Below are 14466 nucleotides of genomic sequence, written 5' to 3'. Positions count from 1 at the left end.
AAAATAAAAAGTCGCTTAATTCTAAGCGACTTTTTAACTGTATATTTTAGTAGTACTTATATATTCAAGTGTTTTTTAACATCTGCCATAAGGTCTTTTCCATCCGCTACAATTAGCATTGCAGAATCCACTACATATTGAAAACCCTGTGCCGTAGCTACTGCTTTAATTGCATTATCTGCGTCTTCAACGATAGGCTGAAGTAGATTATACTCTTTTTCTTGTAAATCTTTTTGCGCTTGCTGCTGGTATTGACCTAAACTTTGCTTCATACCTTCAACTTCTTGCATACGTTTTTGGTTTTCCTCTTGAGTTTGTCCTTCGGCTTCAGCATTGTATTGCTTTAACTTTGTGTCCAGCTCCTTAAGAGATTCTTGTATTGTTGCTTGGTAAGTTTGACTAAGCTTATCAATTTCTGCTTGAGCTTGAGTGTATGCAGGCATAGCTTTAATTAGCTCTTGCTTATTAATATGAGCAATTTTACTTTGGGCAGATGTAAAGCTAGTAGCTCCTACAAAAAGTACCGTTGCGAATAGTAAAGTTTTTAAATGTTTACTCACGTCAAATTTATTTGTTCTAGTGAGTTTGTGAATCTTTGATTTCATTGTTTCTAAATTGTATTTGTGTGTTATAAATTATTATTTATTATTTATTGTTTTCTTTTTTCTTAGCTTTTGCTATAGAATCATTCTTTTTTATTTGCTTTTCACGTTCTTCACGTGCTTTTTTACGTTCTTCTATAATTTTCTTTTTTCTTTCTTCTAATGCTTTTTTACGAGCTTCTCTTTCTTTTACTTTTTTTAAGCGTTTTTCTTCTAAAATTTCAGCCGCTGTCTTAACTTTTTTAGTACTTGTCGAATCTTTTTTAACAGCACCTTTTGCTTTTGTACTATCTGTTTTTACGATAGATTTTTTAATTGTTGTTGAATCTTTAACTGCTGGTTTTGCTTTATCATCAGTTTTAGAATTCCTATTATTACGAGCATCTATAGCCTTTTGGCGACGCTCAAGAGCTTCTTGTTTTTTAGCAGCTCTTACAGAATCTTGCTGTATTTTTCTAGCTTCTGCTGCTTTTTCGCGCTCCGCTCGCTTTGCTGCTAAGTCTGCTTCTCTAGTTGCTTTTCTTTCTTCTAATGCTTTTTGACGATCATCTTTTTCTTGACTTACTACAGGAACAACCTCTTCATCTTCTAGCGCTTTACGCTCTTTTTTATTTTTAGCCTGTGTTCTCCTAGATGTCCTAGTAATGGTTCGCAAGACTTGCTCACTCATATCATATCGTTCTGCTGAATATAACATAACAACATCTGCAGATTTATCGAATACAAAGTCATATTTTTTAGTCTCAGCAATTTCTTGGACTGCTGCAAAAATTTGATCTTGTATTGGTTCAATAAGTTGACGCTTTTGAATCATCAAATCTCCATTGGGTCCAAAACGCTTTTGCTGATAGTCTAAAATTTCAGCTTCTTCAAACGAAATATCTTCAAAACGTTCATCATATAGTTCTTTTGTTAAGAGTACCCTTTCATTATCAAGTTCCTTTTTCTTTTGCTCAATAGCATTTAATTTTGTTTCAATTTCAGTCTTCCATTGTAGAACTTTTTTATCAAGTTGCGTTGAAGCTTCTTGGTACTCTGGTACATTTTGTAAAATGTATTCCGTATCAATATAACCTATTCTAACACCTCGTTGTGCATTTGCACTAAAGCTCATAAGACTTATTATTGCCAGTAAAAAAAGAACTTTATATTTCATCATTAATGTGTTTTGTTATTTGAGACCTATGTTGGTAAAACCAAAGTTTGTCGTTTTAGTATTACTTTGCTTCAAATTTAACGAAATATATTCTTAAAAATTTTAGCACCATGATGAAATACTCGATTAACTATTAGAAAATATCGTGCCAAACTTAAAATTGTTGTCCGATTATGAAGTGAGTTTCCCATTTTTTTGGAGACGATCCATCAGGTAATTTATCAAAAGCATGTCCAAAGTCTATACCAAGCAAACCAAAGGCTGGCATAAAAATTCTTAAACCAAAACCTGCAGATCTTTTGAGATTAAATGGGTCAAAATTTCTAAAGCTATTTACAGATTGACCGGCTTCTAAAAACGATAATGCATAGATTTTTGCTTGAGCACCTAAAGTAATAGGATAGCGCAACTCTAAAGAGAACTTGTTATAAATAGAACCGCCATCTGTAGTTGAAAGCGATTGATTAGGGTAACCACGTAATTGTATAACTTCTCTACCATCTAAAGCAAAATTACCTAAACCATCACCACCAACAAAAAACCGCTCAAAAGGAATAATACCTCTATCATTGTTATAAGCTCCAAGGAATCCGAATTCAACACTCGGTCTTAAAACTAAATCGTTTTTTCCAAATTTAGCAAGAGAAGTGTACCATTCCCCTTTAAATTTTATTTTATAAAATTCTAGCCAATTAAATCGTTCTTGATCGATTTCTCCAATACGTGCAAAATCATCAGGATCTGTTGGATCTAATTCGTCACGTTCTTCTTTTAAAGCTGTGTAATCTACACCATTCACCAACGAGTAAGGAAATGAGAATTTAGCAGAAGCAGTAAAACTAGAACCTCCAGTTGGGAAAATCGGATCTATCGTTAGGTTATTTCTACTCAAACCTATAGTGTATGATAGGTTGTTTGATGTTCCATCACCAAAGGTGAATAAACCTGTGTTATAATTGTTAAGAGCGTAATGTTGATAACTAATTGCTTGTGATAATATAAAGAAATCATCTGGTTCTGTAAGTCTGGTAGATAAACCAAGAGTTAAACCGGTAATATTAAAACTTCTACTTTTATCTGGTCTACGAGTCGCCGGATTAAATAAAAACTGTTTTGAGTGGGAAAGTGAGGTCGATAATTGATAAGGCTTTTTACCACCTAGCCACGGTTCACTAAATGAGAAGCTATAGGTCTGAAAAAACTGACTTGCTTGAAGCCTTAATGCTAAGCTTTGTCCATCTCCCCTTGGTACAGGTTTGTAGGCTTCTTTTTTGAAAATATCCTTTATCGCAAAATTATTAAAAGATAATCCTAAGGTACCAATAAAACCACCTCCACCATAGCCACCTTGTAATTGTATTTGGCTAGACCCTTGTTCTACAACCTCATATTCTATATCTAAAGTTCCATCAACTGGATTCGGATTTTTGATATTTGGTGTTAATTGTTGTGCATCAAAGAAACCAAGTTGCCCAAGTTCTCTCATGGTTCTTATAATATCGGATTTACGATAAAGCTCACCTGGACGTGTTCTAATTTCTCTATATATAACGTGGTCATTTGTAACATCGTTACCTATTATAGTTACATTATTGTAATATGCTGGTTTACCTTCTGAAATACGAATTTCCATATCAATAACATTACCTTCAGCACTAACTTCAACAGGGTTTATAGTAGAGAACATATAACCATAGTTCTGATATAAATTTGTGAGATCACTAGCATCTGGATTGCTCTCATCTGCTATGCGTTCTCTAAGTTCAACACCATTATATGTATCGCCTTCTTTTATGCCTAAAACTGCTGCTAAAGTTTGGTCTGAATAAACCGAATTACCTACAAAGGCTATTTTTCCGAAGGTGTATTTTTCTCCTTCTTCTACTTTGATATGAAGATCTATAGTTTTTTCATCGAGATAACTAATAGAATCAGAAATAATTCTGGCATCTCTATAGCCATTTTCTTTATAATAATCTACAATACCAACTAAATCTGTTCTAAAGTCTTCTTCTATATATTTTGAACGTTTTAAAACTCTTAATGGACTAAGGCTTTTCTTCTTCGTATTCTTCATCGCCTTACGAAGCTTTTTACTCTTTATCTTTTCGTTACCTTCAAAATTGATTGCTTTAATTTTTACTTTCTCTCCTTTATCTATTGCAATACGCATATCTACACGCTCTTTTTCAACAGAATCTATAACCTGAGAAGTAGTGATATTTACTTTAGTATTTAAGAACCCTTTCTTTTTATATTTGTTTGTTAGGTAGTTCTTTGTTGTTGCAATAAGATTTTCTGTAACTTTCTGTCCTGATTGAAGCTTGTTCTCATTAACAATTTCTTCTTTTTTACCTTTTTTAACACCTTCAATGGTAAGGTCTTTTAATTCTGGTAAATCAATAAGTTTAATTTCTAAATCCGCAGTGTTTCCATCAATATTAGTAACATAGATATCTATACTGCTAAATAAATTAGATTTCCATAATTTTTTTACTGCATTAGCGATTTTTTCGCCACCAATTTGTATTTCTTCATCCTTTCTTAGCCCAGAATAGGCAATAATAGTTTGTGTACTAAAATTAGTGTTACCTGTTACAGTAATATCTTTAATAGTATATTTTTCACCACCTTCTACTTGAGCGTTACCTTTAAGTGAAATTGTAAAAAGAAATACAGTAAAAATTAGTGTAATAAATGACTTCAATACTGTAGTATTAGGTGAGTTGTTCGCTTGTTTTTCCAAATCTTCGTTCTCTGTTTTGATAATTTATAAGCGCCTCATATAGATTTTCTTTTTTGAAATCTGGCCATAAAATATCTGTAAAATATAATTCTGCATAGGCAATTTGCCAAAGCAAAAAGTTACTAATGCGTTGTTCTCCGCTTGTGCGAATAAGCAGGTCAACATCTGGTAAATTTTGCGTGTAAAGATGCTTATTTATAATGGATTCATCAATACTTTCAACAGAAATTATATTATTTTTAACTTTAAGTGATAATTCTTTAATAACATTAACAATTTCTTCACGAGATCCATAGCTTAAGGCTAAGGTTAATGTCATATTCGTATTGTTTTTTGTCTTTTCTATGACATCTAAAAGTTCTTGATGAGCTTTTTTAGGTAGATCATTTAAGCATCCAATAGCAGCAAGTTTTATGTTATTGTCTTGTAAGGTCTTTATCTCTTTTTTTAATGACTTTACTAAGAGTTTCATTAAAGTTTGTACTTCAAGTTTAGGTCTATTCCAGTTTTCTGTAGAAAAAGCATAGAGTGTCAAGTTTTTAATACCCAGCTCTGCTGAAGCTTCAACGGTTTGCCTTACCGCTTTTGTTCCGTTTTCGTGTCCAATAACGCGCAAAAAACCTTGTTGTTTTGCCCAACGCCCATTACCATCCATAATAATTGCTACATGGTTGGGAAGCTTTTCTTTGTTTATCTGTTCTTTTAAACTCATTTAAAAATTGCAATAGCAAGGCCTTCTTCCAAAGGTGTAAGTTAATGTAATTCCTGAAAACACATACCAATCATTACTATTAGTATTTCCAAAACTAAATTGTTCTCTAAATTCTGCGTCTGGGATACTACCATCTAAACTATCAGAAAATGTGTATCTAGCTCCTATTTCTGCAGCTAAAACGAGGTGATTAGATATATTTGTTTTATAACCTAAAACCATTGGGATACCATAGGCCCAACTAAAAGAATTTTCATATGTAAATTCACCGGAAGATGTAAAATAGTAGTCGTCGTGATTAGTAATTGTAAAGCCCGTATATAGATAAGGAGTTCCTTTAATACCAGTTGTGTGAAGATCAAACTCTAAAAAAGTAAATTCCATTCCAAATGACATTTCTATTATGCGAGAGTCAAAGCTATAATCTCTTTCTACGCGTCTTGGGTCATCAGATTTTGCATCAACTCCTTTTAAATCACTAAAAATAACAGAGGCTCTAAAAGAGTGTCTGGCACTTCTATTCCATTTTGCAATAGCGCCAAATGCCACTTGGTTTGGCGAAATGTAATTAGTTGCACCAACATCACCGATAAAATTACTTCCACCAACAAATACGCCAACTTCATAGATTTGAGCATCAGCATTTTTACTTAGAAAAAGTCCAACTAAAATTAGGATTAAGTACCTCATAAATTTTTAAGAGTTTGCAAATATAGTAATTAAGATTTGTGTTCAATAATTTGAAACAAATTGGTATTACAGATAAACAGAATTTGAGGGTATTTATTGTATAATTTGCCCTTAGTTACGACGATCTTCGCCCCAGAGTAATTTTTTTCTAAGCGTATCTAAAAAAGTTTCGTCTAATCGCTCTACCATTTTAATAGCGAAATCTGCTTTTTCTACAGTTACAATAGTTGTATTGGGTAAGGTTGCAATTCTAGAATCTAGAGATATCAAAAATTGATCTTCACGTCCATTTACCTTTAGAGTTACTTTTGTATTATCTGGAATAATTAAAGGACGAGCACTAAGATTATGTGGTGCAATTGGTGTCAATACAAAATTATTGGCATCTGGTGTAATTACTGGCCCTCCGCAACTTAGAGAATAACCGGTGGACCCCGTTGCTGTAGATAAAATGAGTCCATCTGCCCAATAAGATGTTAAATACTCATCATTGAGATGAGTTTCAACAGTTATCATGGATGTCGTATTCTTTCTGCTTATGGCAATTTCGTTAAGCGCAAAATTGGTTTCTTCGATATCTTTGTTTTTTGGATTGGTTGTGACTCGAACTAGAGTGCGTTCAGAAATTTTATACTCCCCGTTAAAAATCTCTGACAGTGCAGTTTCAATCTCATCAGTTTGTATGGTAGCTAAAAACCCTAATCTACCTGTGTTAATTCCAACTATAGGAATACCTAAATTTCTAACATAGGTAATAGCTCTTAAAATTGTTCCGTCACCTCCGACACTAATCAATAAATCAAAACTATCATCTAGAGTATTAAAAGTTTTAACTGATGAACTATTTTGGATAGTAGATTTTTGAGTCTTAATAAAATTTTGCTCAAAATAAACAGTTGACTCTTTCTTTAATAAAAAATCTAAGAGTTTTTCTACTACTTTTTGAGTGTTATCCTTAACGTAATTTTGTCCATAAATCGCTATTTTCATTATTACATATTTAGGTATTTATCAAGATATTGAGAACGTGATTTTAAGCTTTCTATATAAGAGTCGTCTTCATGACCGGACACAATATTATAGCTATAGCGTCTAAAGGTTTGAATAATTTCATTAAGACTACTGTTACCAATTTTTATAGTAATTCTAACTAAATCACCATCCATTTTAGAAATAAACGCACCTAAAAGTTTAGCATCATTAGATTCTACAATTTGGCTAATTTCACTAAAAGAATAATCATTTAATCCTTTTTCTACAATTAAGATACCTCCAGGTTCAGAGAAAAAAGGTGTTTCGTTAAATAGATGTATAATATCATTAAGCTCATAATAACCAAGGTATTTATTATTATGGTCTAGTACTGGCATTATATTGGAATCGTTTTGAGCAAATGCTTCAAGCACATCTAACCAATTTGTGGTTGGTCTAACAAAAAACCCTTCAATAGCATAATTACAATCGCTTACCAACTTAGCACTTTCAAAACAGTGGACGTCGGTTTCAGAAATACAACCTTGATAGATTCCATCCTTCTGAATCGGGATATGAGAATAAGTGAGCTGATTAAATAGCATTTGTAAATCACCTATTTTATCAGTAAAACTGACTGGTTTTATATCATTAATCACAAAATCTTGTAGTTGCATAGCTAAGCGTTAAATATGTTGCAAATTAATCAAAAATAACCACAAAAAGCGTTCCCATGTTTGTATTTTTGTGATTCAAAACCTATTGATATGACCAAACTTAGCGTTAATATAAACAAGATTGCAACCTTAAGAAATAGCAGAGGAGGAGATATGCCAAATGTTGTGCAATTCGCAAAAGATGTTCAGGAATTTGGTGCAGAAGGCATCACTATTCACCCAAGACCAGATGAGCGCCACATTCGTTATAAAGACGCCTATGATTTAAAACCAGTAGTTTATACCGAGTATAATATAGAAGGTAATCCAATTCCAAAGTTTGTCGATATGGTTTTAGAGGTAAAACCAACGCAGGTGACCTTAGTCCCAGATGCTGTTGACGCAATAACTTCTAATGCAGGTTGGGATACTTTAAAACACAAAGATTTTTTAGTTGAAGTAATTAAAGAGTTTAAAAATAATGGTATTAGGACATCAATTTTTGTAGATCCAGATTTGCACCAAATCGAAGGTGCTAAAGCTACAGGAACGGACCGAATAGAATTATACACTGAAGCCTTTGCGCATCAATATAGTATAGGTAATAAAGAGGCCATAAATCCTTATATGGAATGTGCTGGTTTGGCAAATGCTATACAACTAGGGGTCAATGCAGGGCATGATTTGTCTTTAGAGAATATCCAATTTTTTAAAGAAAATATTACAGGTTTGTTAGAAGTCTCAATCGGACATGCACTTGTTGCTGAGAGTTTGTATATGGGGGTTGAAAATGTTATTAATAAGTATTTAGATAAGCTAAAATGATGTTACACTCAAATATTATAGGTGAAGGCACTCCCTTTATTATTCTTCATGGTTTTTTAGGAATGGGAGATAACTGGAAAACTTTAGCAAAGCGATTTGCTGAGGCTAATTTTGAAGTTCACTTAGTTGATCAACGTAATCATGGACGTAGTTTCCATTCTGACGATTTTGATTATGAACTTATGGCTGAAGATTTAAATCAATATTGTGTAGCTAATAATTTAACTGATATTGTTTTACTAGGACATTCTATGGGAGGAAAGACGGCCATGTTATTTGCAACTAAATATCCTGATCTCGTCAATAAACTCATTGTTGCAGATATTTCTCCTCGTTATTATCCAGTACATCATGATGCTATTTTAGAAGGACTGAGTAGTTTAGATTTTTCTAAAATTAAAACTAGAGGAGAAGCAGATAAAGAACTAAGTCAATTTGTACATGAAGAAGGAGTCAGAATGTTTTTACTTAAAAATTTGTACTGGGTCGAAAAAGGGCAATTAGGCTTACGAATCAATTTAGGCGTTTTAAAGGAAAACGTTTCAGAGGTCGGTGAAGCATTGCCTATCCATTCAATTTTTAAAGGAGATACATTGTTTTTGCGAGGAGACCGATCGGAATATATTGGTGAAGCTGACGAAGCAATTATTCAAAGACACTTTGCAAATTCTAGAATTATAACAATATCTAATGCTGGTCATTGGTTGCATGCTGAAAATCCTAAGGACTTTTATGCGGCTGTAATGAATTTTGTGTTTTAAATACAAACAAAGAATCATGAATCTTATAATCAAACTTTTACTAAATGCCATAGCAGTTTTTGTACTTGCTGAAGTATTAAACGGAGTCTATGTAGATAATTATTTGACCTCACTAATTGTTGCTGTTGTATTATCGATACTAAATGTATTGGTTAAACCAATTTTAGTAATACTCACTCTACCTGTTACGATTCTTACACTAGGTTTATTTCTCTTTGTTATCAACGCATTTATTATTCTATTAGCAGATAAACTTATTGATGGTTTTGGGGTGGATGGTATATGGACAGCTGTACTTTTTAGTGTGCTTTTATGTGTCTTACAATCATTATTATATTCGTTCTTAAAAAAGGATAAAAAGTAACATAAAATCAAAGCGTTAAACTATTGTTGGGTTGTGAAAAAAATTGTATTTTTGCAGCCCAATTTTAGTTACAATAATAATGAATATTACAAGAGAAAACATCGATGCATTAAATGCAGTTGTGAAAGTTGATATCGCTAAGGAAGATTATAGCGATAAAGTAGAGAAAATCTTAACTGATTACCGCAAGTCTGCTAACATTCCTGGTTTTAGAAAAGGCCATGTGCCGATGGGAATGGTGAAAAAGCAATATGGTAAAGCTGTATTGGTTGATGAGGTAAACAAATTACTTCAAGATGCCCTTGGTAAATATTTAGTAGAAGAAAAACTAGATGTTTTAGGTAATCCTTTACCAAAAGCACAAGATGATTTAGATTGGGATGCAGATGCCTTTTCATTTGAGTTTGAATTAGGTCTTGCACCAGAATTTGATGTGAAGCTAAAAGGAAAAAAAGCAATTACACATTATAATATCGTCGCTGACGACAAAATGATTAACGATCAAATTAAGCATATCCAAAAGCAATATGGTAAAATTGTATCTCAGACAGAAATAACAAAAGATTCTGAAATCACAGGGAAATTTACCAATGACGAAAAAGGTATTGAGAATGTGGCTACAATAACTTTAGATAAATTAAAAGGGAAAACAAATCCTAAGAAATTTATTGGTGCTAAAGTTGGTGATGTGATTGAACTTAAGACCAAAGGATTGTTTAATGATGATCATGATTTAATGACCTTTTTAAAAGTCTCACATGATGAGGCTCATGGTTTAGCAGTAAATGTCAACTTTGAAGTATCTGAAATCAATGAACGTGAGTTAGCAGATTTAGATCAAGAACTTTTTGATAAACTTTTTGGACCTAAAGCAGTAACTTCAGTAACTGAGTTAAAGGCAAAAATCAAAGAAGATTCTGAAAAGCAGTTTACACAACAAGGTGATCAGAAATTATTAAATGATGTAACTGAGTATTTAGTTGAAAACACAAAATTTGATTTACCAGCTAGTTTCTTGCAAAAATGGATGCAAACCGCAGGTGAAGAAGAAATGAGTGAAGAACAGGCTAAAGAGGAATATGAAAAGTCTGAAAAAAGCATGCGTTATCAGTTAATTGAAGGGAAATTAATCACAGAACATAATCTTCAAGTTCAGTTTGAAGAAATGAAGGCTTTTTCTATGGAAATGATCAAAGGACAGATGGCTCAGTTTGGTCAAACTAATCCATCAGAAAAAGAATTAGAAGATATTGCGGCGCGCATATTATCTAACCAAGAAGAGGTAAAACGTCTTTCTGAACAGTTAATGAGTCAGAAATTATTAAACTTATACAAGACTGAAGCAAATCTTAAGACAAAAGAAATCACTTATGATGATTTTGTTAAAGAATTCTACAGTTAAATAGTATATTAAAATATTAGTATCTTTAGGGCGTAGAACTGACAAGTTTTACGCTTTTTTTTTAAATCAAAAAACAAATTAAAATATATGGATTACGGTAAAGAATTTGAAAAATTCGCGATAAAAGATCAAGGCATCAATAGTAATTACTACAGTAAGATTATTGAGAGTATGTATCCAACTAACTTAACGCCAAATATCATTGAAGAACGTCAGATGAATATTGCAGTTTTTGATGTGTTTTCTCGTTTAATGATGGATCGTATTATCTTTTTAGGTACTGGTGTGAACGATCAGGTTGCGAACATCATTCAGGCACAATTACTGTTTTTACAAAGTACTGATGCATCTAAAGATGTTCAAATTTATATTAATTCACCGGGAGGATCAGTTTATGCAGGTTTAGGTATTTATGATACAATGCAGTTTATAAAACCAGATGTTGCAACAATTTGTACTGGTATTGCAGCTTCTATGGCAGCTGTATTATTATGTGCAGGTGAAAAAGGAAAGCGTTCTGCATTAAAGCACTCTCGTGTCATGATTCACCAACCAATGAGTGGTACACAAGGACAGGTTTCTGATATGGAGATTGCAGTACGTGAAACATTAAAAATAAAGAAAGAATTATATGATATTATTTCTAGTCATTCAGGTAAAACCTATGAACAGGTAGAGAAAGATTCTGATCGTGATTATTGGATGACCTCTAACGAAGCACTAGACTATGGAATGATTGATGAAGTATTAGGACGCAAGTAATTCATTTTACTTTCGACTATATAACTCCTAATTAGAATTTAAATTATGGCAAAAGAAGAATTAGAATGTTCATTTTGTGGAAGGAAAAAGCCAGAAACAAATTTATTAATTGCAGGACTCGACGCGCATATTTGTGATCGCTGTATTGAGCAGGCTCATGGCATCGTAATTGAAGAATCTAAGCAGACAGGTAACTCTGAATTAAGTGCAGAGTTGATGCTAAGAAAACCAAAGGAAATTAAAGCGTTTTTAGATGAATATATTATAGGACAAGAATACACCAAACGTGTAATGTCTGTTGCTGTATATAATCACTACAAGCGTTTATTGCAACCACCAAGTGATGATGATATAGAAATACAGAAAAGTAATATCATTATGGTTGGGCAGACAGGTACAGGTAAAACCTTAATGGCTAAAACTGTTGCCCGAATGTTAAACGTTCCATTGGCAATTGTAGATGCAACTGTACTCACTGAGGCAGGTTATGTTGGTGAAGATGTAGAAAGTATTCTAACACGATTACTACAAGCTGCTGACTATAATCTTGAAAAAGCTGAAAGAGGTATTGTATTTATTGATGAAATTGATAAAATTGCTCGTAAAAGTGATAATCCTTCTATTACCAGAGATGTATCTGGTGAAGGTGTACAACAGGCTTTATTAAAATTATTAGAAGGAACCGTTGTTAATGTACCACCAAAAGGTGGTCGTAAGCATCCAGATCAAAAATTCATTGAAGTAAATACCGAACATATTCTGTTTATTGCAGGTGGTGCATTTGATGGTATAGAACGTGTCATTACTAAGCGTTTAAATATGCAAGCCATTGGTTATAGTTCTATTAACTCTGATGATAATGTTGATGATGATAATATTTTACAATATATCATCCCAAAAGACTTAAAAGACTTTGGTCTAATACCAGAAATTATAGGACGTTTACCAGTGTTGACTCATATGGATCCATTAGATGCAAATACCTTAAGAGCTATTTTAACTGAGCCTAAGAATGCCATTGTAAAACAATATAAAAAGTTGTTTAAAATGGATGAGGTCGAGTTAACAATCACTGAAGGTGCTTTAAATTATATTGTAGGTAAAGCTATTGAATACAAACTTGGAGCTCGTGGATTACGTTCGCTTTGTGAGGAAATATTAACAGAAGCAATGTTTAATTTACCAGGTTCAGGAGAATCTAAATTAAATGTCACCAAAGCTTATGCAGAAGATAGATTGTCTAAATCGACATTGAAAAAGTTAAAGGCGGTATCATAAAAAACAAAAATGCGCCTTAAAAATAAAACCACAATTTCTGATTTAGAAATTGTGGTTTTTTAGTTAGGGATTGATTAATATAATATTGCTTGTAATATATTTTAATAAATAGCACATTTATTTAAGGCTAATTTAGCCACTTCAATTGAAGTGACCTCTGTTTACAGAGTTTAATAGTTAAAGACAATAAATTTATCGCTAAACGAAAACTTGATGCTTTTTTTTAGGATAAAAGGTTAAGGTTTACTTTTTTTATTATAGGTAATGTTAGGTGATAATCTTAATACGGATTTTACAGTGTGCTCGCCAAAATCAAATTTTAAATTATAATCTTCAAAGCCTTGTCTAACCGCTACAAGTTGGTAATCTCCAAAAGCTTTAACTTTAAAACGATAGGAAGCGTCTACACTTGTTGTTTGACGTTCTATTTCTTTTCCTTGACTATTTAATAGAACCACAGTAGAATTTGGTAAAATTTTATCGTCTGCAGTAACTACGACTCCTTGTAATTCTCTGTAAATAGCTTCAGCTTTAAAGTGGTACATGTTAAATCCATCAGTAGCATGATTTTTATCAGATGAGAATACACCAGTTTTTTCATTAATAATCATAAAGCCAATTTCGTCTTTTATAGAATTAATAGTAGATCCCAAATTTCTAGGTTTAGAATAATCTCCTTTACTCATATTAGAAATAAAAATATCATAACCACCTATACTGTTGAAACCAGTAGAAGAGAAAAAGAGTTCTCTACCTTTCTCTGAAGTATGAGGATATTTTTCATCAAAAGATGAGTTAACAAAGCTTCCTAAATTTATTGGATTACCAATACTTCCATCTTCATGTATTTCAGATTTATACAGATCAAATCCGCCAAAACCTCCAACCATATTAGAAGAGAAATAAAGAAATTTACCATCTGAAGAAATATGCGGATTTTCCACAGAATAATCATTACTACTTACTGCGAGTTCGATATGGTTCTCCCATTTACCGTAAGAATCTTTTTCTAAAGTCGCTTTATATAGCTTGTAATTTTTTGAGTTTTCTATTTCACTACGTGTATAGTAAATTGTATTTCCATCTAAAGAAAACGCTACTTGACCTTCACTAGCTTTAGTGTTTAATATTCTACTAAACAATAAAGGTGGTGAAAAATCACTATTCTTCTTAATATCCATGCAAAACAAATCTGTGTGAGGTTCGTTTGTAGCTGGGTTTATGTTATTGTTTAAGGCGCCAATTTTTTTTGATGATACAATGACAAGTTTATCTCTAAAAACGGCACTCGCAATTTCAGAATATTTTGAATTTATTCTAGTGACATTAACATCAAAAACGTAGCCGCTCTTATTTAATTCATCAACTTTAATGTTTTTTAGTGGATCTGTTTTGTAGGATGTATCATAAATACAAAACATAAGTGCTGCCAAAAGCAGGTGCAGTGTAGATTTCATAATTGAGGGATTTTAGATTAATGATCACAATGTACTACGAACTCTATTAAGCGAATAATTTAAAGATATTTCTTAGATAAGAA

Annotated in this window: 14 protein-coding genes; 6 read left to right on the top strand and 8 right to left on the bottom strand. The window is 32.5% G+C overall.

Annotated elements, in window-relative coordinates:
* Positions 1-56: 56 nt before the first annotated feature.
* From SJY34_RS09245 to SJY34_RS09215, 7 genes are all read right to left on the bottom strand, one after another.
* The gene (locus tag SJY34_RS09245; protein WP_400074978.1) at positions 57-605 is read right to left on the bottom strand and encodes an OmpH family outer membrane protein; all 549 of its coding nucleotides are present in this window, start codon (positions 603-605) and stop codon (positions 57-59) included.
* A 40-nt stretch (positions 606-645) separates the two neighbouring features.
* Positions 646-1716 carry an OmpH family outer membrane protein gene (locus SJY34_RS09240; protein ID WP_400074976.1) on the bottom strand — a complete coding sequence of 357 codons (1071 nt, stop codon included), beginning with the start codon at positions 1714-1716 and terminating at the stop codon, positions 646-648.
* Positions 1717-1912: 196 nt separating this feature from the next.
* Positions 1913-4504, bottom strand: coding sequence for an outer membrane protein assembly factor BamA (gene bamA, locus SJY34_RS09235; RefSeq protein ID WP_400074974.1), 2592 nt, complete (start codon positions 4502-4504; stop codon positions 1913-1915).
* The gene (locus SJY34_RS09230; RefSeq protein ID WP_400074973.1) at positions 4476-5216 is read right to left on the bottom strand and encodes an isoprenyl transferase; all 741 of its coding nucleotides are present in this window, start codon (positions 5214-5216) and stop codon (positions 4476-4478) included. The genes bamA and SJY34_RS09230 overlap by 29 nt, the downstream gene beginning before the upstream one ends.
* The gene (locus tag SJY34_RS09225) at positions 5217-5906 is read right to left on the bottom strand and encodes a DUF6089 family protein (RefSeq protein ID WP_400074971.1); all 690 of its coding nucleotides are present in this window, start codon (positions 5904-5906) and stop codon (positions 5217-5219) included. It abuts the gene before it with no gap.
* 111 nt (positions 5907-6017) lie between these two features.
* A complete protein-coding gene (locus SJY34_RS09220) occupies positions 6018-6896 on the bottom strand; it encodes an NAD kinase (protein WP_400074969.1) in 879 nt (292 codons plus the stop codon).
* Between the two features lie 2 nt (positions 6897-6898).
* Entirely contained in the window at positions 6899-7555 is a 657-nt protein-coding gene (locus SJY34_RS09215; RefSeq protein WP_400074968.1) for a CBS domain-containing protein, read from the bottom strand.
* Positions 7556-7645: 90 nt separating this feature from the next.
* On the opposite strand from SJY34_RS09215, the gene SJY34_RS09210 reads away from it, so the two are divergent.
* The 6 genes from SJY34_RS09210 (at position 7646) to clpX (ending at position 12926) form a co-directional block, all read left to right on the top strand.
* On the top strand, positions 7646-8359 hold the full coding sequence (locus SJY34_RS09210) for a pyridoxine 5'-phosphate synthase (protein ID WP_400074966.1): 714 nt from the start codon (positions 7646-7648) through the stop codon (positions 8357-8359).
* On the top strand, positions 8356-9120 hold the full coding sequence (locus SJY34_RS09205; RefSeq protein ID WP_400074964.1) for an alpha/beta fold hydrolase: 765 nt from the start codon (positions 8356-8358) through the stop codon (positions 9118-9120). Before SJY34_RS09210 ends, SJY34_RS09205 begins: the two co-directional genes overlap by 4 nt.
* A 16-nt stretch (positions 9121-9136) precedes the next feature.
* Entirely contained in the window at positions 9137-9484 is a 348-nt protein-coding gene (locus SJY34_RS09200; protein ID WP_400074962.1) for a phage holin family protein, read from the top strand.
* 79 nt (positions 9485-9563) lie between these two features.
* Positions 9564-10886, top strand: a complete 1323-nt coding sequence (tig, locus tag SJY34_RS09195; protein ID WP_400074960.1) for a trigger factor — start codon at positions 9564-9566, stop codon at positions 10884-10886.
* Between the two features lie 87 nt (positions 10887-10973).
* Positions 10974-11648, top strand: coding sequence for an ATP-dependent Clp endopeptidase proteolytic subunit ClpP (gene clpP / locus SJY34_RS09190; RefSeq protein WP_400074958.1), 675 nt, complete (start codon positions 10974-10976; stop codon positions 11646-11648).
* Positions 11649-11693: 45 nt separating this feature from the next.
* A complete protein-coding gene (gene clpX, locus SJY34_RS09185; RefSeq protein WP_400074956.1) occupies positions 11694-12926 on the top strand; it encodes an ATP-dependent Clp protease ATP-binding subunit ClpX in 1233 nt (410 codons plus the stop codon).
* A gap of 236 nt (positions 12927-13162) precedes the next feature.
* Here clpX and SJY34_RS09180 read toward each other — a convergent pair whose 3' ends face one another.
* Entirely contained in the window at positions 13163-14383 is a 1221-nt protein-coding gene (locus SJY34_RS09180; RefSeq protein WP_400074954.1) for a hypothetical protein, read from the bottom strand.
* Positions 14384-14466: the final 83 nt, after the last annotated feature.

It is taken from the genome of Winogradskyella sp. R77965 (genome assembly GCF_044594915.1).
In the GTDB taxonomy this organism is placed as follows: Bacteria; Bacteroidota; Bacteroidia; order Flavobacteriales; family Flavobacteriaceae; genus Winogradskyella.
This window is presented reverse-complemented; position numbering and strand designations above follow the sequence as displayed.